The organism is Sphingobium sp., from assembly GCF_032153725.1.
In the GTDB taxonomy this organism is placed as follows: domain Bacteria; phylum Pseudomonadota; class Alphaproteobacteria; order Sphingomonadales; family Sphingomonadaceae; genus Sphingobium.
The window spans coordinates 14,177-33,171 of the sequence record NZ_JALDYQ010000015.1 but is presented as its reverse complement, the minus strand read 5'-3'; the positions used below and the strand labels follow the sequence as shown (position 1 = coordinate 33,171).

Below are 18,995 nucleotides of genomic sequence, written 5' to 3'. Positions count from 1 at the left end.
GCCTCTCTCCCTGTCGAAGATGGTCATTATCCCCGTCATTCATTTGCCGCCCTTCCCCTGCGCGGCGTCAGGGCGCCGTCACCGCCTTCGGCGTCAAGATTTGATCGACGATCGCGCTGGCCTGCTCAGCTGTCACCTGCTGCTGCGCAGGCATGATCGCCATGCCCCAGCGTCCCTTGGTACCGTGAAGGATCGCATCGCGCAGCCGCTGCCGATCGGCATCGGTCGCCTTTTCATACACGGTGGCGACATCTCGCATCGCCGGACCAACCCGCGCATAGTCGGCGGCATGGCAATTGGAGCAGCCATGCGCCACCAGCATCCGATTCATCGCCAGAAAAAGATCGCGATCCGGTCTTTCCGCGCCGCGTTCCTCCACCGGCGGCCGACCGGACCCGCAAGCCGACAGCAGGGCCAGCACCGACAGCAGGACCAAGCCTGAACCCTTGGACATTCTCCACTCCCTTATCCGCCTGTCATGCAATCGGCCGGTGCTTAGCCAATCACCCTCTTTCCGTCCAATAAATTATCGTCTATGCGAATTTTAGACATTTCAGGAGATGGGTGAATGACTTCAGGCAAGGGACTGCACCGCCGTGCATTGTTGCGCGGAATGGCAGCCGGGGGAATCGCGGCGGGCGCGGCTGGGCTGCTGACGGCGTGCGATGGAAAGGGCAAGGCGATTTCGCAGAGTACCAGGCAGCAGTTGAACGATGCGGTGGAGGGCCCGGTCTATTGGCGCGGCGACGAAGCCTATGAGAGCGCGCGCGGCGCAACCGCCTATCGCGCCAACAAGCCCAAACGCTATCCGCAGGTCGTCGTCCAGGCGCAAAGCGACAAGGATGTGGTCGCCGCCGTCAAATTCGCCAAGGCGCAGGGACTGAAGGTCACCACCCGGTCGGGCGGCCACAGTTGGTCCTCCGCCCATATTCGCGACAACTGCCTTCTTGTCGACATGTCGCGGATGCAGACGGTGGAGATTGACGAGGCCAGCAAGACGCTGTGGACCAATCCCGGCGTCATCGGCTCCGCAATCAACGCCCAGTTGGAACCGCTGGGCCTGCTCATCCCCACTGCCCATCATCCCTCGCCCGGCATTGGCGGCTTCTGCATGAATGGCGGCTTCGGCTGGAACAGTCGGCTGTGGGGCAATGGCGCGCGCCATGTACTGGCAATCGACGTCGTGACCGCCGATGGCGATCTGATCCGCGCCGATGCGACGCAGAACAGTGATTATTGGTGGGCGGCGCGCGGCGGCGGCGCCGGCTTCTTCGGTGTCATCACGCGAATGCAGTTGCAGGCCCATGCCCGGCCCAAGGTATGGAAGGGCAGCGCCTATGGCTGGGACAATGCCGCCGAAGTCTTCGACGAATTGATGACATGGGCCTGCAACGTCGTGCCGCAAATCCCGCCTCATATGGAATTCGTCATGTCCTCGACCGCGAACAGCCGTGAAACGGGCGAGAAGGTGCCGACCCGAATCTCGATGGCAGCGCTGGTCATCACAGATGACGAAGCGGAAGCCGACAAGGCGCTCGATATCCTCAAAAGCTGTCCGGTGATCGACAGGGCGCAGTTCAAGGTTGAAAGGGCATCCACGACTTTGGAAGAACGATATCAGAGCGGATTCAAGGCCGATCCCGCGGGATTTCGATTTGCCGCTGATAATTTCTATACCGATGCGCCGACGGAAAAGCTGGTGCCAAGACTGCGCAAGGTGTTTCTGGATCTGCCGACACCGCATACCCATACATTCTGGTTCGCCTGGGGACCGATAAAGCCTTTCCCAAAGGATATGGCTCTGTCGATGCAGGGACCGATCTATGTCGGCACCTATACACTCTGGACCGACCCGAAGGATGACGAGGCAATGGAGGCCTGGCCGCCGGCACGTATGAAGGAGTTGGACGACCTGTCCCTCGGTGGCCAGATGAACGATGAAAATATGCTCCACCACCCACAGCGCTATTTCTCCGAGGAAGCCTATGCAAAGCTGGAAAAGCTGCGGATACGCTATGATCCCGAGGGTCGTTTTGAAGGATTTTTGGGAAAACCCATGCCGATGTAGCGTTTAGGGCAAGTTGACGAGGGGTCGCCTGCCGCCATCAAAGACGTTCTTCTGGATTGCTCACCAGCAGCGTACCTTTGTTCCGTCCCGCAAACAGATCAGCGAATGCCGAGGGTAATTTCATGAAACCCTCCCGTAAATCCACGCGACAGCTCAGGCGGCCGCTGCCTGCCCATGCGCGGATATTTGCCATGGCCTCTTCATGACGATCAGCAAAGTCACCGACTACGAAGCCTTCCATACGGATGCGCCCATAAACAAGTTTCATCATGTCCGCTGGTCCGGCCGCAGGCCGGCCAGCGTCATAGGCCGATATCTGACCGCAAAGGACAATCCGCCCATGCGGGACCATCCGATCGATCGCATCCTGCAAGATCCGACCCCCGACATTGTCGAAGAAAATATCGATGCCTTCGGGACAGGCCGCCTTCAATTGTCGTGCCACATCGGCTGACCGATAGTCGATCGCACGTGCCACGCCGCAAGCCTGTTCGAGCCAACGGCATTTTTCCATGCCGCCCGCAACAGCAACCACGCGACAACCCGCGATGCGCGCCATCTGGCAAACCATCATGCCGACCGATCCCGCCGCGCCCGACACCAGGACGGTCTGCCCCGGTTTCGGCTCCCCAACCGAGAACAGTCCGAAATAGGCGGTCAGACTGTTGGGCGAATAGAGGGTCATGGCATCGGCAGTATCCATGCCATCGGGAATCGCGGTCACGGGCACCGCCGCCTCGTCGGGACGCAGCACGGCATGATCCTGCCAGGGCGCCACAGCCGTCACCCGTATACCTTGGGAAAAGCGGGGATGCCGCGATGCCAGCACCTCGACGGCCGCCATGCCCCGGATCGGCTGACCTATGCCGATCGAGCCTCGGTAACTGCGGCCCGGCGCGTTCAACCAGTTACGGATCGTCGGCGCGCAAGAAAAGATGCGGCTCCTGACCAGTATTTCGCCCTCGGCCAGTTCCGGCGCGATGAACCATTCCTCGCGATATTCGAAATCGGAAACGGCAACCGCCCCCTCGGGTCGGCGCGCCAGCACCCAGGAGCGGTTCAGGGTCACGCCTCTTCCCCGAAACCCAGGCCCTTTTCAGCGAGGCGAACAAGCAACGGCGCGGGACGGAAGGACTCGCCATGCCCGGCTTCCAGCATCCGCATCCCGGCAACGATCTTCCCCAGGCCGACCTGATTGGCCCAGAATAGCGGCCCGCCCCGATAGACCGGCCAGTTATAGCCCAGGATCGCGGCGACATCGACGTCGGACGCGCGCAACGCCATGCCTTCGTCGAGAATCTTCGCGCCCTCATTCACCACCGGATAGAGGAGCCGCGCCAGCAGCGCCTCATCACCGGCCGTGGGGGTGTTCGTGATGCCCCTTGCTGCCGCCACCTCAGCGATCAGTCGCGCCGTCACCTCGGACGGATGGGAGCGGCGTTTATCATCATAGTCATAATAGCCCGCGCCGCGCTTTTGGCCGAGGCGGCCAGCCGCCACTAGGTCGCCCATCACGCTACGCTCGGTCGCGTCGCGGCCGATCACATCAAGGCCGACCAGGTCCATCATCTGGAAATGGCCCATGGCAAAACCATAGTCGGTCAGCGCCCGATCGATAGCGGCGATCGGCGTGCCTTCCAGCATCATCGCCTCGGCCTGTGTGCCGCGCGGGGCCAGTAGGCGGTTCGCGATGAAACCATCGCAGATGCCGCTCAGCACCGCGACCTTGTTGATCCGTTTGGCGAGCTTCATCGCGGTGGCGACCACCGGTTTCGACGTCGCGGGACCGCGCACCACCTCCAGCAGCCGCATGACATTGGCCGGCGAGAAGAAATGCAGGCCGATGACCCATTCCGGGCGTCTGGTGGCGGCGGCGATCCGGTTGAGATCAAGAAAGGAGGTATTGGATGCAAGGATCGCGCCCGGCTTGGCAATCGCGTCCAGCTTGCCGAATATCCCGGTCTTGACGTCCATGCTTTCATAAACCGCTTCGATCACCAGATCGACATCAGCCAGCACGCCGAGATCGAGGCCTGGCGTGATGAGGCCCATGCGTTGATCGACCTGCACGGCCGTCATTCGGCCTTTCCTTGCCGTCGCTTCGTAATTCGCCCGGATCACGCCGATGCCACGATCGAGCGCTTCCTCCGTCATCTCCACCAGCGTCACCGGAATACCCGCGTTGAGGAAGTTCATGGTGATCCCACCGCCCATGGTACCGGCACCCACCACCCCCACCGAGCGAATGTCGATCGCCTGCGTGTCGGCAGGCACATCCGGCACCCGCCCAGCCTCGCGCTCAGCGAAAAAGACATGGCGTTGCGCCGCCGATTCAGGGCTAGCAACCAGTTGCGCGAACAGTTCCGCTTCGCGTGCCATGCCCTCGTCGAACGGCAGCGTCACCGCTGCCTTCACCGCCTCGACAATGGCGCCGGGCGCAACGAAGCCCTTGAAGCGGCGGGTGTTGGCGCTGGTGAAAGCCTCGAATATCTGAGGTCTGTCGCGATCCTGCGCGATGCGGTCTTCGCGATCGCGGACCTTCGGACATGCTCCGCCATCCGCGACGATCACTTTTGCAAAAGCGTGCGCCGCCTCGTGCAATTGGGCAGCGGGCACAAGCTTGTCGACAAGTCCCAGGGCAAGCGCGTCGCTCGCCCGGATCTGGCGACCAGAAGTGATGATCTCCAGCGCGGCTTCCGCGCCGACGATCCTTGGAACCCGCTGTGTCCCCCCGGCGCCGGGCAACAGGCCGAGATGGACCTCCGGCAGGCCGACTTTCGCATTTTCCGCAATGACCCGGTAGTGGCATGCCAACGCCAGCTCGAAGCCGCCGCCGAGCGCGGTACCGTGGATCGCCGCAATCACCGGCTTGCTCCCCTGCTCGATGGCCTCGAACAGTTGAGCGAAGCTTGGCGATTGCGACGCCTTGCCCAATTCGGTGATATCGGCGCCCGCAATGAAGGTGCGGCCCGCGCAGATCAGCACTATGACCCGCACGGCAGCATCCGCGAAAGCTTCCTCGATCGCGGCGAGTACGGCGGCGCGCAACGGCGCCGCCAACGCGTTGACCGGGGGATTGTCGAGCGTGATGATGGCAACGCCGTCAATCACGGCGCTGGCTACCAACTGGGTCACTTGTCTGTCTCCTGGAGCAGATTCCGATCCGATTGCATCGGCTCGACTGCTCTTGTCTTTTGTTTGTCCGCGGTTTCCGAGTCAGCAGGTGCTCCACTGCTTGGAAAACGCTCTAGGCAGCGGCGATGGCCGCGCGCGTGGGCATCATCGAGCAGGCGCTCCTGACGTTCCAGCAGCCTCCCGCCAACGAGGAACTGCCGGCGGCCGAACATCGGCGGGCGCGACACGGCGATGGCCGCGCGGCGGCGACCGATCTCGTCGGCCGCGATCACGGCCATCGCCTTCTTGTCGAGTTTGCCGGTTGCCGTGACCTGCATCGTCTCGACCAGCACGAGATGCTCGGGCCATTTCTTGCGGGACACACCCTGGTCCGCCATGTGGTCCAGCAGCGCCGCCAGATCGATCACGCCCTCGCCGGGCCGCAGCCGGCAGACCGCGCAGGCCTGCTCGCCGAGCTTGCGCTCAGGCACCGCCACCACCGCCACTTCGGCAACCGCCGGATGGCGCAGCAGCGCCGCCTCGACCTCGGCAGGATCGATGTTGAAGCCGCCGCGGATGATCTGATCCTTGATCCGGCCGACCACGCGGATGAACCCCGCCTCATCGCGCACGATCTCATCGCCGGTCAGGTAGAAGCCGTCGGGCGTCATGCGCTCCTGCCCCGCGCCCAGTCCCTCGGCATAGCCAAGGAACAGGGAGGGGCCGCGCACTCCGGCCTGCCCCCGCGACCCACGCGGAAGAGGCGTGAGAGCAGGATCGAAGGCTTCCTCCTCGGTGCCCGGAAAAGGCATGCCGTCGAAAATCTGGCGCCGCTCCAGCGAATGGCCGGGCCGGGTCGAGGCATGGCCCATGCACTCCGACATGCCGAACATGCGCAGCGCCTTGAGGCCGAGCAGACGATCAGCGTCGGCGATCAGTTCGGCGGTCATGGCGCTGCCCCCGACCGCCATGGCGCGCAGCGGCAACCGGCCGCTCCATTCGCCAAGACGGGCCGCCTCCACCATGGTGAAGAGGTGGGTCGGCACCGCGATCGCCCAGCCGCAATGGTAGCGTTCGGCCCGCTTCAATGCCTCGACCGGCACCCACGGATCGACCAGCACCAACGGATGCCCCAGGGAAAGCGCGAAATGAGCCGTGAAGGTGAAGCCCGGCGCGCTGTCCAACGGCACGATGCCAAGGATGGCATCGTCGGGCTGAAGGCCAGCGATGGCGGCGCAGGCACGGGTCGCATAATTGAGCGCGCCCGCGCCCTGCATCACCCCCTTGGGCACGCCGGTGCTGCCGGAGGTGAAGCCGATCAGCACGGTTTCCCTGTCGCGCGGGTCGGCCGAGCGGGTTCCATCCGCCGGTATGACCTCCGCGCCGTCGCCGTCCGATGGCACGACCTTGGCGGCATGGCCGAGACGCGATTCCAGCAGCGCGAGATCGCCCGCGCCAAGCTTGGGCGAGATAGGGCAGAAGACAGCCTCCAGCGACGACACGGCCAGCGCGGCTGCGATTGTCGCAGGGGTCTTGTGCGCGGCGACCAAGACGCGCGAGCCTGCACCGACGCCTGCCGCGGACAGCGATCCGGCAATCTCCAGCGCTAGCGCATGGAGCTTGCCCCGGCTCCACAGCCGATCCTGGCAATCGACCAGCGCCAGCGCTTCGGGATCGCTGTCGGCCAGCGCGTCGAACTGCGGCCAGAGCCGCTCCCGCCCCCATTCGAGCGGCGGATGTCCGATGTCGTCAGGCAATGGACTGCCCTCCATCGACAAGAAAAGTCTGCCCGGTAATGAAACTGCCCGCATCTGAAGCAAGCAGCGCCAATGTGCCCGCCACTTCCTCCGGCCGCCCGAAACGACGCAGCAGGATGCCGGCGCGGGTCTTTTCCTGCGTGACGGCGTCGAGCGTCTCGGTCATGCCGGTTTCGATCGAGCCCGGCGCAATCGCATTCACGCGGATGCCGTGACCCGCCCATTGGGCAGCGAGATCGCTTGTCAGATGCACGATTGCCGCCTTGCTGGTGGTGTAGGGAACCACCTGCCCGGCATCCGGCTGGTAGGAAAGGAAGGCGCCGACCGAGGCGATGTTGACGATCGCACCGCCACCCTTCGCGATCATGTGGCGGGCCACATGACGGCAGGCGAGGAAAGTGCCGGTGACATTGACGTCCATCACCTTCTGCCAGCCCTTGAGCGGGATGTCCTGCGGCAGGCCCCACCAGGAAGCACCGGCATTGTTGACCAGGATGTCGAGGCCGCCCAGCCGCTCAACCACCGTCGCGATCGCGGCCTCCACAGAGGTTTCGTCCGCGATATCGCAGGCGAGCCCGATGGCCGGTACACCGAAGCGCCCGGAGATGGCGGCAGCGATGGAGACGCAATCCGCCTCAGTGCGCGAGGCGAGCGCCACCGCGCAGCCGAGATCAGCCAGCGTCGCCGCCATCGCCTCGGCCAGCGCGCCGCGCCCCCCGGTGATCAGGGCGCATTTGCCGTCAAGCCGGAACTGGCCCGCCGCAAAGCCGGGAACGAGATCCGTCATTTCCCCTCCCCAGCCAGCAAATCCACCTCGTCGGTGATGAGGATGATCCGCCGTCCGCCCATGCCCTTGGTCTGGGCGGTGGCCGCCTTCCACTCGGGCGATGCGAAGGCGGCGTCAAGCCCGGCCTGGTCAGCGAAAGTCAGTACGGCATGGCCGTCCCAGCCCGGCGCTTCCGGATTGTCGTAATCCTTCGTCACCGCGCCGTGCCGATAGGCTATCAGCCCAGGCAGAACCCTGGCGGCGTCGGCGTGCGGGCCACGCCACCAGAGGGTGAACTGCTCGTGCGTCCAGTCCTTTGGCCGGCTGGCCAGGATGACCATGCTGACCGCCATGGCCTATTTGCCCGTCCAGACCGGCTGGCGCTTCTCAAGGAACGCGGCGACGCCTTCCTTCGCATCGGCCGAATGATGGACCACGTTGCAGGTCATCGTTTCCAGCGTGATCAGCGAATTGGTGTCGGCGTCCATGCCGCGGTTGACCGCCATCTTGGTCATCCACATGCAGAACGGGCTCTTGTCGATCAGCGGCGCGCAGAAGTCCTGGATCAACTGTTCGAGCTGGTCGCTGGGCGCCGAGGCGTTGCACAGACCCCATTCGACGCATTCATCGCCCGAAAGCAGCTTGCCGGTCAGCATCAGTTCCTTCGACTTGCGCATGCCGATATAGCGCGGCAGGCGATAGATCGGACCGGCGCCGCCGAACAGCGCGCGGCGGATGTGAAAATCGCCGATCTTCGCGTCCGATGCCGCGATCCCGAAGTCGCAGGAGATGAACAGCTCGAACCCGCCGGCAACCGCATAACCCTCGACGCAGGCGATGGTCGGCTTCTTCATATTGTAAATCTTGTCATAGGTACGGGCCGAGTCGATGGCGAGCTGGAGCGACGTGCTGGTTTCATGCAGCACCGGGCCGACGAGTTGCCCAAGGTCAGCGCCGGCACAGAAGGTATTGCCACGGCCGCGGAACACGACCGCCAGCACCTTGTCATCCTCGGCCGCGCGATCGACCGCCACTTCCAGGTCGCGCAGAAGCTGAGGACTGACGCAATTCTTCACATGCGGGCGGTTGAGCCAGATGGTGCAGATGCCATTATCTGCCACTTCATATTGAATGACGTCCTTTTCGAGTTCCACTGATTCTCTCCTTGGTAAAATGTGTCGGTAAAAATGGTTGCGTCCGGTCAACGGGCGATGCCGCCCTCCTCCGGAGGCGCGAGCATGCCTCCCACCGCCATCCAGGCGGCGATCCCCGCGGCGGGAACCGCGCAAAGCACAGCCTCGGCGATTTCCTCGTCAGTCGCCCCCGCATTGCGGGCGCCGCGCACATGCGTGGCCGCCATCGGACTATATCCTGCCGCAAGGATGGTGAGCAGCAACAGTTCGCCATGTTTGGGGGATAGCGGATTGGCATCGATGCTGCCGCGCCGCATCAGATAATAACCGTCGGCCGCCTTGGGGCTGAGCCGCAGCAATTGCTGCAACGGCGCGGGAATGGTGCCGAAATAGGCGGTGAAATTGGCCGCCGCCTCCCCTTCGCCAGCGACCGGCAGCGGTTTCGCCTCGGGCTCCTCGAGATCGTCGAAGCAATCCGACAGGATCGCCGCGAAATCCGCCGCCGCCGCTTCCCCGCGCAGACTGGTGAGCACGATCAGGCCCGCCGTCGCCTCCTTGGGCGCAAGGCCCAGCGCGACGCCACGCGCCATCTCGCGACGAGCCAGGTCCAGATGGCGGCGGTCGACGGCCGCTACCGCGGCAAACAGCGCCTTCAGTTTCGCGGGGACTGCGCCGTCCGAATCGATGACCGACCGAAACGCCGCGAACCCCGCCAGCGTGTAGGGTGCATGGCCTTTCAGCAGTGCGATATCCATGAGCGGGCTTGTTGTCATGAGGTTCTCTCCTGCCCGGCAAAATGCTCGACCGACTGGTCGGGCGTCAACTTAAAAATTTCTTCCTGACCAGTTTGACAGCCAACCGATCGGTCGAATATTTCAATCATAACGTCGACCGCCGCGAAATGACGGCGGCTTCATGATCGCTACGGGCGTTTTAGCCGCTCGCTGTTCGATTCACGACCCAATCAGGCGGCGAGCGCCTCACGAGCCGCACGGCCGCCACCAAACAGGCTCGACAGCAACAGGACGCGGCGTAGTCCTCGCCCGACAGCAAGTTCGTCAGTGACGCCCATGCCGCCGTGAAGTTGCACGGCATCCTCGGCCAGCCGAAGCGCAGCATCGCAGACATAGGCTTTGGCAGCCGTCACGGCCACGCACTCATCCAGCGCCGCCTTCAGCAGCATCGAGCGCGCTTGCTCGAGCATGACGTAGAGCCGGGCGCAGCGATGCTGGATGACCTGGAAGCTGCCGATCGCCTTGCCGAACTGCTGGCGTTGCTTCACATAATCGACGGTCTGGTCGAGCAGGCTATCCATCGCGCCGACAAGCTCGGCAACGATCGCCAGTTCCGCCAGCGCGATGGCCGCATCGAAATCGCCCGGCAAAAGGTCGAGCAGCTCTGCCGGCGTGCCGTCCAGCGAAATTTCGGCCGCGATGCTGCCATCCACCAGCCGCACGGGCCGGCGGAGCACGCCGGGCGCTTCGGCCGCGACGAGTGCCACGCCGCCCCTGTCCAGCGCGACGATGAAGGCAGCCGCCGCCATGCCGTCGCGGATCAGGCCGGGATGCCCCGAAACGCGGCCCGCCTCTATGGTGCCGCCCCGCGCGAAGCCAAGGATCGCTTCGCCCTGCGCAAGCCGCCCGGCCCAGCGCGCGACCTGAGCATCCGTGCCACCCCGCGCGATCAATTCGCCGGCAAGGAGAACGCCTTCGGCAAGCGGCGTGATGGCGAGGCTTCGCCCGAAGGCCTCGGCGACGAACATCACGTCCGCCGCGCCACCGCCCATGCCGCCGAGCCGCTCAGGCAGCAGAAAGGCGAACAGGCCCAGTTCGCCCAGCGCACGCCAGTCATCAAGCGACATCGGGGCCCTGGCCATGCTGCCGGCGTCATACCGATCGGCAAGGAACCGCTGCACGGTTTCCTGCGCCATCGCCTGCTCCTCACGGGGCGCCAGATCCATCGTCAGAACACCTCGATGATCGAGGCATTGGCGATGCCGCCGCCCTCGCACATGGTTTGCAGGCCATAGCGCTGCCCCCGCGCCCTGAGCGCATGGATCAGCGTCGCCATGAGCTTCGTGCCGGTGGCGCCGAGCGGATGGCCCAGCGCGATCGCACCGCCATTGACGTTGAGCTTCGCGGGATCGGCATCGAGCGCCTTGGCCCAGGCCATCGGGATCGACGCGAATGCCTCGTTCACCTCGAACAGGCCGATGTCGTTCATCGACAGGCCAGCCCGTTCCAGAACACGGCGCGTCGCCGGGATCGGTTCCTCCAGCATGATGACCGGATCGCCCGCCGTGACGGCAAGGTTGACGATACGGGCAAGCGGCGTCAGCCCATGCGCCTTCACCGCCGCTTCGGACGCGACCAACACACCGCTGGCGCCGTCGCAGATCTGGCTGGCGGAGGCAGCACTCAGCGTACCATTTTCGGTCAGCAGTTTGACGGCGCCGATCGATTCAAGCGACGCATCGGCGCGAACGCCCTCGTCGCGATCATGGACCAGCGTGTCACCATCCGGCGTCACCACCGACAACGGCACGATCTCCTTTGCGAAAGCGCTGGCCTCGATCGCCGCGCCTGCCTTCTGGTGGCTCGCGAGCGCGAATCTGTCATGCTCCTCGCGCGTGAAGCCATATTTGTCGGCGATCATCTGCGCGCCAACGAATTGATTGAAATAGGGCACGCCGTAACGCTTCTTGATCGATTCAGCGAAGGGATCGGCGCCGATGTCAAAGGCCTTGGCCGCGTTGATCGGTGATCCCATCGGCACGCGGCTCATGCTTTCCACGCCCCCGGCGATCACGATATCCTGCATGCCCGACATCACCGCCTGCGCGGCGAAGTGCAACGCCTGCTGGGAGGAGCCGCACTGGCGGTCGATCGTTACCGCCGGCACGCTGTCCGGCAGGCTGGACGCCAGGACGATGTTGCGGCCGAACGCGAAGCATTGTTCGCCGATCTGGCTGACGCAGCCGATGATGACATCGTCGACGGCGGCCGGATCAACCCCGGCATCGGCGACCAGCGCATCGAGCACCGCCGCGCCCAGATCGGCGGGGTGCCAGCCGGCCAGGCGGCCGTTACGGCGGCCGCCGGCGGTGCGACGGGCGGAGACGATATAGGCTTCAGGCATGGGTCTTTCCTTTGTCTTTTCAAAGGCCGAGCGCGGCCTTGGCGATGATGGTGAGCTGGATTTCGCTGGTCCCGCCGAAGATCGACCACGCTCGGGCATTGAGGTAGCGGGCGGCGGCGGCCTGCGCTTCGGCCGAACCGACCGGTGACGGGACATCTGCGCCATAAAAGGGGCGCTGCTCCGGAAGCTGGAGTCCGGCAAGACCAAAGACATCGACCGACAGCGCCTCGATGCCTTGCCGGATTTCGGATGCGATCAGCTTGGTGATCAGGCTGCGGAAACCGGGCGCGGCACCCGCCTCGATCTCGATCAGCGTGCGCAGTTCGGTCATCTCCAGCGCTTCCGCCTCAAGCTGGAGACGGGTCCCGCGGTCCGCCAGCTCACCCCGAAGCGGACCATAGGCCGAACGCAGGCGTTTGAGATCGGCCAGCAACTGCGGCGCGAAGCAGGAACCGCCGCGCTCATTCTCCAACAGGAACTTGGCGATGGACCAGCCCTGCCCTTCTTCCCCGATGCGATCCGACACGGGCACGCGCACCTCATCGAGGAAAACCTCATTAAGCTCATGATCGCCGGATGCGCTCAGGATCGGCTTCACCGTCACGCCCGGCGCGGCCATGTCGATCAGCAGGAAACTGATGCCCTGCTGCGGCTTCACATCGGGATCGGTGCGGACCAGCGCGAACAGACGGTTGGCGAACTGGGCCTGGGTCGTCCATATCTTGTGGCCCGAGACAATATAATGGTCGCCCTCGCGCACCGCGCGGGTGCGCAGGCTCGCGAGATCGGAGCCGGAGCCGGGCTCCGAGAAGCCCTGCGCCCAGATATGCTCGCCGCTGCGCAGGCGCGGAAGATAATGCGCCTTCTGCGCGTCGTTCCCGAAGCTATACAGGACCGGGCCGACCAGCTTCAGACCCATGCCGGGCAGGATCGGCGCTCCTGCCTCGGCGCATTCCTTCTCGAATATCCAGCGCTGGATCGGCGTCCAGCCTGGTCCGCCGGCCGCCACGGGCCAATGATAGACCAGCCACCCTTGGGTTTCGAGAATCGCCTGCCATTGGCGCGCAATGTCCGGGTCGGCAAAGACGCCCGAGGTAAGAGCCGCCCCCCGCCGCAGCTCCGGCGACAGGGACTGATCAAGAAAGGCGCGGACCTCGTCGCGAAAGGCGCGCTGGGCTGCATCGAGGGCCAGGTCCATGGGGCTTAGCGCTCCACGATCGCGACGGCCGAGACGCCGGGCGCGCCATAGACATGGCTATAGCCCAGACGCAACCTGCCGGGGACCTGCCGGGCGCCTGCCTGGCCGGTCAGCTGGACATAATTCTCATAGACCTGACGCAGGCCGGAAGCGCCGATCGGCTCGCCGCAGGCAAGACATCCGCCATCCGTGTTGACGGGCAATGCGCCGCCGATCCCGGTGCGCCCCTCGGCGATCCACGCGGCCTGCTCACCGTCCGCGCAGAACCCGTTCTCGGCCATGTGCATGATCTCGGCGCCGGCCTCCGTATCCTGAAGCTGGGCGATGTCGATATCCTCAGGGTCGACCCCCGCCATCTCATAGGCAGCCTTCGATGCAACCGTGGTCGGTGATCCGCCCCGCGCGATGTCAAGCGCGGGCGAGAAGACCTCGAAGGAGCCGGGCGGCCGCGTGCGTACGGCAGCCGCGCGCAGCCTGACGGCGGGCAGGCCCAACTCGCGTGTCTTCCTGCCGCTCGCCAACACCAGCGCCACAGCACCTTCGGCCGGCGAGCAGAACATGAACTTGGTCAGAGGATCGCTGACCATCTGCGATGTCAGGATCGTCTCGATATCAACGGCCTCGCGCCGCCAGGCATGATCGGCCAGCACACCGTTGGCGAACGCCTTCTCCGCCACCGCACCCAGCATCCGCGCGGTGATGCCGAAATTCGCCATGTAGCGCTGGATTTTCATCGCGAAGAACTGGGTGGTGAGCATCAGCCCCGTCTCGCCATACCAGTCCGGGAGGCCCCAATCGGCGGGCAGCGGCGAAAAGGAACCGCGCGGATGCTTGTCAAAGCCGACCGCGATGCCGAGATCGAATTCACCCGACTTGATCGTGCTGTAGGCGCCGAACAGCGCCGATCCGCCGGTTGCGCATCCGTTGGCGACATTGACGAAAGGCAGACCGGTAAGCCCCAGTTCGGACACCATCGTGTCGGCATTGCCCGCCGAATCCGATCCTCCAAAAGCAAAGCCGACGTCCGGCCAGGTGAGGCCGGTGCGCTCGAGCGCCTGACGGACGGCGTAAACCCCCTGCTGAAGGCCGCTCAGCCCCGGCGTCCGGCCGAACCGGTGAATGCCCGCGCCAACGATGAAGACGTCCTCGCTCATGGTTGCGCTCCTTCAATGGGTGCGAAGGCGAAGCTGGTGCGGACCTCGCCGCTCTCCAGCGTGAAAGGCAGCGGCACCAGCCGCATAGGCATGCCGATGCGCAGCGCTGCAAAATCGACATGGGCCAGCCGGGTTTCGACGATCAGCGCCCCATCCAGCTCGACATAACCCACCGCATAAGGCTCGAACGCTTCCGGTCCGGCATAGGGCGGAGATTTGGGACGAAAGCGCTGGACGGTCCAGGACCAGAGCCGGCCTTCCGCCGGCAGGACGACGCGCTCGAAGCGGCTCTCGGTTGCGGGACGCGGCGGAAAGACAATCCTTCCGGTGGCGCGCTCGCGGGACGCGATGAGGCGAAGGTCGCCGGCGACTATGGACAACAGATCGGTGGCGATAGGTGGTGCAAGCATGTCGGGCATGGAATCTCTCCTGCCCGACCTTCTAGCGTTCGACCGTCCGGTCGGCTGCTGACCAATGCGACAGCGGTTAACGCATCGTGGCCAGGAAACCGAGCTGAGCGGCCTTGAACAGCGTCTGGTCGCGATTGACCGCATCGAGCTTTTGCGAGGCGGAGCGAATATGGAAGCGGACGGTGGTGCGCTGTAGACCCAGGATCAGCCCGATCTCATCGTTCGTCTTTCCGGCCGCCGCCCAACGCAGACACTCGACCTCCCGCTTGCTGAGCAAAACCCCCGCCAGGTCCGGCCGCGCCCGCGCAGTGACCTTCACATAGCTTTCCACAAAGGCGCGGGCGAGCACCGCGAGCATATCGGCACACGCATCATAGGCCGCCGACAGGTCCTCTTCATCGGGATCGGGCGACAGAAAGCTGGCAGCCCCTATCTGCCCGAACGGCAGATGGATAGGGACGACCAGCGCCGCAGCCGTCATGGCGCGCGCCCGAAATTCCGTGAGATCGATGGCATCGAGCAGCGGATTGGCGATCCGCGTGCGGAACCCCTGGGCATTGCACCAGAATGGCTCCGCCTCGACGCGGCAGGCATGAACGAGTGGCGAGGAAAGGGCCAGGTGCGGCGTCTCCCACCAACGCGCCTCGCCTTCCCGGAAACCGAACACTTCGCTCGCAAGGAGCGCCCCGTCGCCATCGCGCATCAAATCGCGAATCGCGATATTGTGCGATACCGCCGTGCGAAGGCCGCACAGCGCCTCCACCTCGTCGCGAAGCGCCTCTGCCGCGGACCGGATGCCCGACGGATCAATGAAGCGCACCGCCGCAATTGCTTCGGTCGACAGGAACACCGACGGTCGGGACGGTGTCGGCATGGCCTATTGCTTCGTCAACCTCAGTCCCTCGAAGAAGGGGCCGCACAGCGCGTCCGCAACCTCTTCGGGTGACCGTTTCTTCGCCAGCGGTGGATACCATTTATAGGCCCAGTTGCACATGCCCAGGAAGCCGTAAGTGGTAATGTCGGGATCGCAGTCGCGGAACTGTTTATTCTCGATACCAAGCACGATGATGCCCCTTATCCGCTCGAAATATTCCTTCCGCTGCGCCCTTATCTCGTTGCGCATCTTGCCTTCCAGATCCTCATAATGGTCCATGAAGGCGCGGACGTAGCCCGGATGCTCGGCGATCTGGCGCAGGATATCGATGCAGCCCGAACGCAGCCGATCGAACGGATTGGCCGCCGGGTCCTTGTCCGCCACCCCGTCGAGCAGCACGCTCATATGCGCTTCATGGATCGCGTAGAGAATGGCGTGCTTGCTCGGGAAATAATGATAGAGCGTCGGCTTGCCCAGGCCGACTTCGTCCGCCAGCATCTGCATCGACGCCTTGTGATAGCCAACCTTGTCGAACAGGATCGCGCAGTGCCTCAATATCTCGTTGCGCTTTTCGCCATGCGCTTCGGTCGTCTGTCTTTTCTTCGTCGCTTGCCGAGCCATGCCGGGCCTTAGTCCTTTTCCTCTTTGCCAGCCGCCGCAAGGCCGCCGGTTTTCACTCTATTGCACCAGGGCCGCAGCGTCCACGGGAAGTGCGGCACGGTTGATGCGGGGCGCTTCCTCACTCCCCGGAAGAAGAGAAGACGATGCCCCTCTCCAAATGGCAACTCGACCGCCCGGTCGGTTGTAACTACTGATGTCCCCGTTCGCGCCATGGCGCAAGTGTGATGGAGAGGAAAAATGCAATTGAACGGCAAGGTGGCTCTGGTAACGGGTGCCAGTTCCGGGCTGGGCCGCCATTTCGCGATGTTGCTTGCCGCACAGGGCGCGACGGTCTTCGTGGCGGCCCGACGCGCGAGCGCGCTCGAAGCGCTTGCCGAGGAAATCCACCGGACAGGCGGCGCCTGCCTGCCGCTTGCCATGGATGTGACCGATGCAGCCTCCGTCGCCGATGCGTTCGAACGGATCGCGTGCGAAGCGCCCGTACCGCTGTCGATCCTCGTCAACAACGCCGGCGTCGCCCAGACCCGCGCCGCGATTGATGTGACGGCGCAGGAGTGGCTGGATGTGCTCTCGCCCAACCTCACCGGCGCTTTCCTCGTCGCCCGGGAGGGCGCGCGCGCCATGCGCCGGGACGGGGGCGCGATCGTCAATATCGCCTCGATCCTGGGCGAGCGCGTCTCCAAGGGACTTGCCGCCTATGCCACCAGCAAGGCGGGCCTGATCCAGCTGACCAAGGCGCTGGCGCTCGAATGGGCGCCGCTTGGCATACGCGTCAACGCGCTGGCGCCCGGCTATATCGAAACCGATCTCAACCGTGACTTCTTCGCATCCGAAGCCGGTCAGCGCCTGATCGCGCGCATCCCCCAGCGCCAGCTCGGCCGGATGAGCGATCTCGACGGCCCCTTCCTGCTGCTCTGCTCGGACCAGTCGCGCTACATGACGGGCGCCGTCATTGCGGTCGATGGTGGCCACCTCGTCAGCGGGCTGTAGGGGATCAGGCATCCATCGCCGTGGCGCCGATCACCCAGGCCGACAGGCCAGCGGTGGGCACCGCGCAGATCACCGCCTCCGCAACGGCCTCCTCGCTGGCCCCCGCTTTCCTCGCGCCGTTCATATGCACGGATGCCCAGCTGCTATAGTCCGCGACGAGTATGGTGACGAGCAGCAGCTCGGCATGCACCGGCCCAAGAGCGGTGCCGGACAATGTGCCTTCGCGCATCAGATAATAGGCATCCGCGCCGAGCGGCTTGAGTTCGAGCAGCTTGCCAAGCGAAGGCGGCATCGTACCGAAATATTGGAGGAAATTGGCCTCACTGGCGCCAGGGTCAACGACCAGATCCTCATCTGCCGCGTCCGGATCGACCGCATCGGGATAGGCCCGCCGAAACAACCCGTGGAAACGCAGCGCCGCCCCTTCCCCGCGCACGCTCGACAGGATCGCCACCGCCGCGCCGGCCTCCTGCTCGCTCAGGCCTGCATCGCGCGCCGCCATCAGTTCGCGGAGCGCCATCTCCTCATAGCCTTTCACAGTCGCGGCACAGGCAACGAACAGACGCTTGATCCGGCCCGGAATGACGCCGTCGGTGTCGATGATCGCACGCCAGCGCCGGAAACCGGCGACCGTCTTGGGCGCATCCCGACGCAACAGCCCGAGCGCAAGGAGGGGATTGGAAGGGATAGTCATGATCTCTCCTGATTTTCCAGACCGTCCGGTCGGCTGATTCCTCAGCTATGCCCCTCTTTCCTTGGCGTCAATGGCGCGATTGAGATTGACGCCCGACCGGACGGTCGAATAGATACAAATCAGATACCGAGTCCTGTATCGGACCGAAGGATGAGAGAGGAACGGGAGCCGGCATGCACATATTCTCCGGAAAAATGGCGATTACCACCGGCGTCTTCACCTTCGCTCGTTTCGATGATGCCGGCATGAGGGAGAAGACGGCGTGACCCGCTTTGCCGGTCGCATTGCGCTGGTCACGGGTGCCGCATCGGGCATCGGCCTTTCCACCGCGCAGCGATTTGCCGCCGAAGGCGCCACTCTGTTGCTGGTCGATCGCGACAGGGAAAAGCTGAAGACCGTCCGCAACAATCTGGCCGGGGAAGCGCATGACGCGATCACGCTCGATGTGACCGACGAGCAGGGCTGGATCGCGCTTGCCGAGCGGATAAAGGCCCGCTTCGGCAAGCTCGACATCCTCGTCAACAATGCCGGCTTCGGCCGGTTCAAGCCGATTACCGAAACCTCGCTCGAGGAATGGCGCTCCATCATCTCGGTGAATCTCGACAGTGTGTTCCTGGCGACCAAGCATATGATGCCGTTGCTCGCCGCATCGGGCCATGGCGCGGTCGTCAACATGTCCTCGATCCGCGGCATCGTGGCTGCGTCCGGAACGGGCCCCTATTGTGCAGCGAAGGGTGGCGTGCGGATGTTCACCAAGGTCACTGCGCTCGAATGCGCGGAAGCCCGCAACGGCGTGCGGGCAAATTCGATCCACCCCGGGCATATCAGGACGCCGCTGTCCGCCCCCGCCTATGCAGACCCCGAGATCGCGAAGAAATTGCTCGCGGACGTGCCCATCGGCCGTCCCGGCGAGCCCGACGAGATCGCCAACGCCATCCTGTTCCTCGCCAGCGACGAAAGCCGCTACATGACCGGCGCCGAGTTGGTGGTTGACGGCGGGACGACCGCGCAATGAACAGGATCTTCGGCACCGTGAGCGAGCGTGCAGGCACCATCGCAGCGAAGGTCGAAGGCGCTG

General features: G+C 64.4%; 19 protein-coding genes. 3 read left to right on the top strand and 16 right to left on the bottom strand.

Annotated elements, in window-relative coordinates:
• Positions 1 to 67 precede the first annotated feature (67 nt).
• Positions 68 to 454, bottom strand: a complete 387-nt coding sequence (locus tag RUH75_RS07260) for a c-type cytochrome (RefSeq protein ID WP_313803704.1) — start codon at positions 452 to 454, stop codon at positions 68 to 70.
• 114 nt (positions 455 to 568) lie between these two features.
• On the opposite strand from RUH75_RS07260, the gene RUH75_RS07255 reads away from it, so the two are divergent.
• Positions 569 to 2,068 (top strand): FAD-binding oxidoreductase, encoded by a 1,500-nt coding sequence (locus tag RUH75_RS07255; RefSeq protein WP_313803702.1) that lies wholly within the window; start codon positions 569 to 571, stop codon positions 2,066 to 2,068.
• A 37-nt stretch (positions 2,069 to 2,105) separates the two neighbouring features.
• Here the strand turns inward: RUH75_RS07255 and RUH75_RS07250 are convergent, their stop codons facing one another.
• The 14 genes from RUH75_RS07250 to RUH75_RS07185 form a co-directional block, all read right to left on the bottom strand.
• Positions 2,106 to 3,137: an NADP-dependent oxidoreductase gene (locus RUH75_RS07250; RefSeq protein WP_313803700.1), complete on the bottom strand. Its 1,032-nt coding sequence runs from the start codon at positions 3,135 to 3,137 to the stop codon at positions 2,106 to 2,108.
• On the bottom strand, positions 3,134 to 5,203 hold the full coding sequence (locus RUH75_RS07245; RefSeq protein WP_313803697.1) for a 3-hydroxyacyl-CoA dehydrogenase NAD-binding domain-containing protein: 2,070 nt from the start codon (positions 5,201 to 5,203) through the stop codon (positions 3,134 to 3,136). The genes RUH75_RS07250 and RUH75_RS07245 overlap by 4 nt, the downstream gene beginning before the upstream one ends.
• Entirely contained in the window at positions 5,200 to 6,954 is a 1,755-nt protein-coding gene (locus RUH75_RS07240) for a class I adenylate-forming enzyme family protein (protein ID WP_313803694.1), read from the bottom strand. Before RUH75_RS07240 ends, RUH75_RS07245 begins: the two co-directional genes overlap by 4 nt.
• Positions 6,932 to 7,726: an SDR family oxidoreductase gene (locus tag RUH75_RS07235; protein ID WP_313803691.1), complete on the bottom strand. Its 795-nt coding sequence runs from the start codon at positions 7,724 to 7,726 to the stop codon at positions 6,932 to 6,934. The genes RUH75_RS07240 and RUH75_RS07235 overlap by 23 nt, the downstream gene beginning before the upstream one ends.
• Positions 7,723 to 8,058: an EthD family reductase gene (locus tag RUH75_RS07230; RefSeq protein WP_313803688.1), complete on the bottom strand. Its 336-nt coding sequence runs from the start codon at positions 8,056 to 8,058 to the stop codon at positions 7,723 to 7,725. Before RUH75_RS07230 ends, RUH75_RS07235 begins: the two co-directional genes overlap by 4 nt.
• 3 nt (positions 8,059 to 8,061) lie before the next feature.
• Entirely contained in the window at positions 8,062 to 8,859 is a 798-nt protein-coding gene (locus RUH75_RS07225) for an enoyl-CoA hydratase/isomerase family protein (protein WP_313803685.1), read from the bottom strand.
• Between the two features lie 47 nt (positions 8,860 to 8,906).
• On the bottom strand, positions 8,907 to 9,611 hold the full coding sequence (locus RUH75_RS07220) for a carboxymuconolactone decarboxylase family protein (RefSeq protein ID WP_313803682.1): 705 nt from the start codon (positions 9,609 to 9,611) through the stop codon (positions 8,907 to 8,909).
• A 191-nt stretch (positions 9,612 to 9,802) separates the two neighbouring features.
• The gene (locus tag RUH75_RS07215) at positions 9,803 to 10,798 is read right to left on the bottom strand and encodes an acyl-CoA dehydrogenase family protein (protein ID WP_313803679.1); all 996 of its coding nucleotides are present in this window, start codon (positions 10,796 to 10,798) and stop codon (positions 9,803 to 9,805) included.
• Between the two features lie 2 nt (positions 10,799 to 10,800).
• Positions 10,801 to 11,976: an acetyl-CoA C-acetyltransferase gene (locus tag RUH75_RS07210; RefSeq protein ID WP_313803677.1), complete on the bottom strand. Its 1,176-nt coding sequence runs from the start codon at positions 11,974 to 11,976 to the stop codon at positions 10,801 to 10,803.
• A gap of 19 nt (positions 11,977 to 11,995) precedes the next feature.
• A complete protein-coding gene (locus tag RUH75_RS07205; protein WP_313803674.1) occupies positions 11,996 to 13,174 on the bottom strand; it encodes an acyl-CoA dehydrogenase family protein in 1,179 nt (392 codons plus the stop codon).
• A gap of 5 nt (positions 13,175 to 13,179) precedes the next feature.
• Positions 13,180 to 14,328, bottom strand: a complete 1,149-nt coding sequence (locus RUH75_RS07200; protein WP_313803672.1) for a thiolase family protein — start codon at positions 14,326 to 14,328, stop codon at positions 13,180 to 13,182.
• Complete coding sequence (locus RUH75_RS07195) at positions 14,325 to 14,747, bottom strand: OB-fold domain-containing protein (protein ID WP_313803671.1); 423 nt, start codon at positions 14,745 to 14,747, stop codon at positions 14,325 to 14,327. Before RUH75_RS07195 ends, RUH75_RS07200 begins: the two co-directional genes overlap by 4 nt.
• A 67-nt stretch (positions 14,748 to 14,814) precedes the next feature.
• On the bottom strand, positions 14,815 to 15,612 hold the full coding sequence (locus RUH75_RS07190) for a helix-turn-helix transcriptional regulator (RefSeq protein WP_313803670.1): 798 nt from the start codon (positions 15,610 to 15,612) through the stop codon (positions 14,815 to 14,817).
• A gap of 3 nt (positions 15,613 to 15,615) precedes the next feature.
• Positions 15,616 to 16,233 (bottom strand): TetR/AcrR family transcriptional regulator, encoded by a 618-nt coding sequence (locus RUH75_RS07185; RefSeq protein ID WP_313803668.1) that lies wholly within the window; start codon positions 16,231 to 16,233, stop codon positions 15,616 to 15,618.
• Positions 16,234 to 16,470: 237 nt separating this feature from the next.
• On the opposite strand from RUH75_RS07185, the gene RUH75_RS07180 reads away from it, so the two are divergent.
• On the top strand, positions 16,471 to 17,223 hold the full coding sequence (locus RUH75_RS07180; RefSeq protein WP_313803666.1) for an SDR family NAD(P)-dependent oxidoreductase: 753 nt from the start codon (positions 16,471 to 16,473) through the stop codon (positions 17,221 to 17,223).
• 4 nt (positions 17,224 to 17,227) lie between these two features.
• Here RUH75_RS07180 and RUH75_RS07175 read toward each other — a convergent pair whose 3' ends face one another.
• Positions 17,228 to 17,917, bottom strand: coding sequence for a carboxymuconolactone decarboxylase family protein (locus RUH75_RS07175; protein ID WP_313803664.1), 690 nt, complete (start codon positions 17,915 to 17,917; stop codon positions 17,228 to 17,230).
• A 262-nt stretch (positions 17,918 to 18,179) separates the two neighbouring features.
• Here RUH75_RS07175 and RUH75_RS07170 point away from each other — a divergent pair, with 262 nt between their 5' ends.
• Positions 18,180 to 18,932: a glucose 1-dehydrogenase gene (locus tag RUH75_RS07170; protein WP_313803662.1), complete on the top strand. Its 753-nt coding sequence runs from the start codon at positions 18,180 to 18,182 to the stop codon at positions 18,930 to 18,932.
• Positions 18,933 to 18,995 lie beyond the last annotated feature (63 nt).

Coding starts and splice junctions, on each gene's coding strand:
- RUH75_RS07210 (WP_313803677.1), bottom strand. CDS start 11,976: ATGCCTGAAGCCTATATCGTCTCCGCCCGTCGCACCGCCGGCGGCCGC.
- RUH75_RS07220 (WP_313803682.1), bottom strand. CDS start 9,611: ATGACAACAAGCCCGCTCATGGATATCGCACTGCTGAAAGGCCATGCA.
- RUH75_RS07240 (WP_313803694.1), bottom strand. CDS start 6,954: ATGGAGGGCAGTCCATTGCCTGACGACATCGGACATCCGCCGCTCGAA.
- RUH75_RS07175 (WP_313803664.1), bottom strand. CDS start 17,917: ATGACTATCCCTTCCAATCCCCTCCTTGCGCTCGGGCTGTTGCGTCGG.
- RUH75_RS07215 (WP_313803679.1), bottom strand. CDS start 10,798: ATGGATCTGGCGCCCCGTGAGGAGCAGGCGATGGCGCAGGAAACCGTG.
- RUH75_RS07185 (WP_313803668.1), bottom strand. CDS start 16,233: ATGGCTCGGCAAGCGACGAAGAAAAGACAGACGACCGAAGCGCATGGC.
- RUH75_RS07255 (WP_313803702.1), top strand. CDS start 569: ATGACTTCAGGCAAGGGACTGCACCGCCGTGCATTGTTGCGCGGAATG.
- RUH75_RS07200 (WP_313803672.1), bottom strand. CDS start 14,328: ATGAGCGAGGACGTCTTCATCGTTGGCGCGGGCATTCACCGGTTCGGC.
- RUH75_RS07260 (WP_313803704.1), bottom strand. CDS start 454: ATGTCCAAGGGTTCAGGCTTGGTCCTGCTGTCGGTGCTGGCCCTGCTG.
- RUH75_RS07195 (WP_313803671.1), bottom strand. CDS start 14,747: ATGCCCGACATGCTTGCACCACCTATCGCCACCGATCTGTTGTCCATA.
- RUH75_RS07190 (WP_313803670.1), bottom strand. CDS start 15,612: ATGCCGACACCGTCCCGACCGTCGGTGTTCCTGTCGACCGAAGCAATT.
- RUH75_RS07180 (WP_313803666.1), top strand. CDS start 16,471: ATGCAATTGAACGGCAAGGTGGCTCTGGTAACGGGTGCCAGTTCCGGG.
- RUH75_RS07205 (WP_313803674.1), bottom strand. CDS start 13,174: ATGGACCTGGCCCTCGATGCAGCCCAGCGCGCCTTTCGCGACGAGGTC.
- RUH75_RS07235 (WP_313803691.1), bottom strand. CDS start 7,726: ATGACGGATCTCGTTCCCGGCTTTGCGGCGGGCCAGTTCCGGCTTGAC.
- RUH75_RS07230 (WP_313803688.1), bottom strand. CDS start 8,058: ATGGCGGTCAGCATGGTCATCCTGGCCAGCCGGCCAAAGGACTGGACG.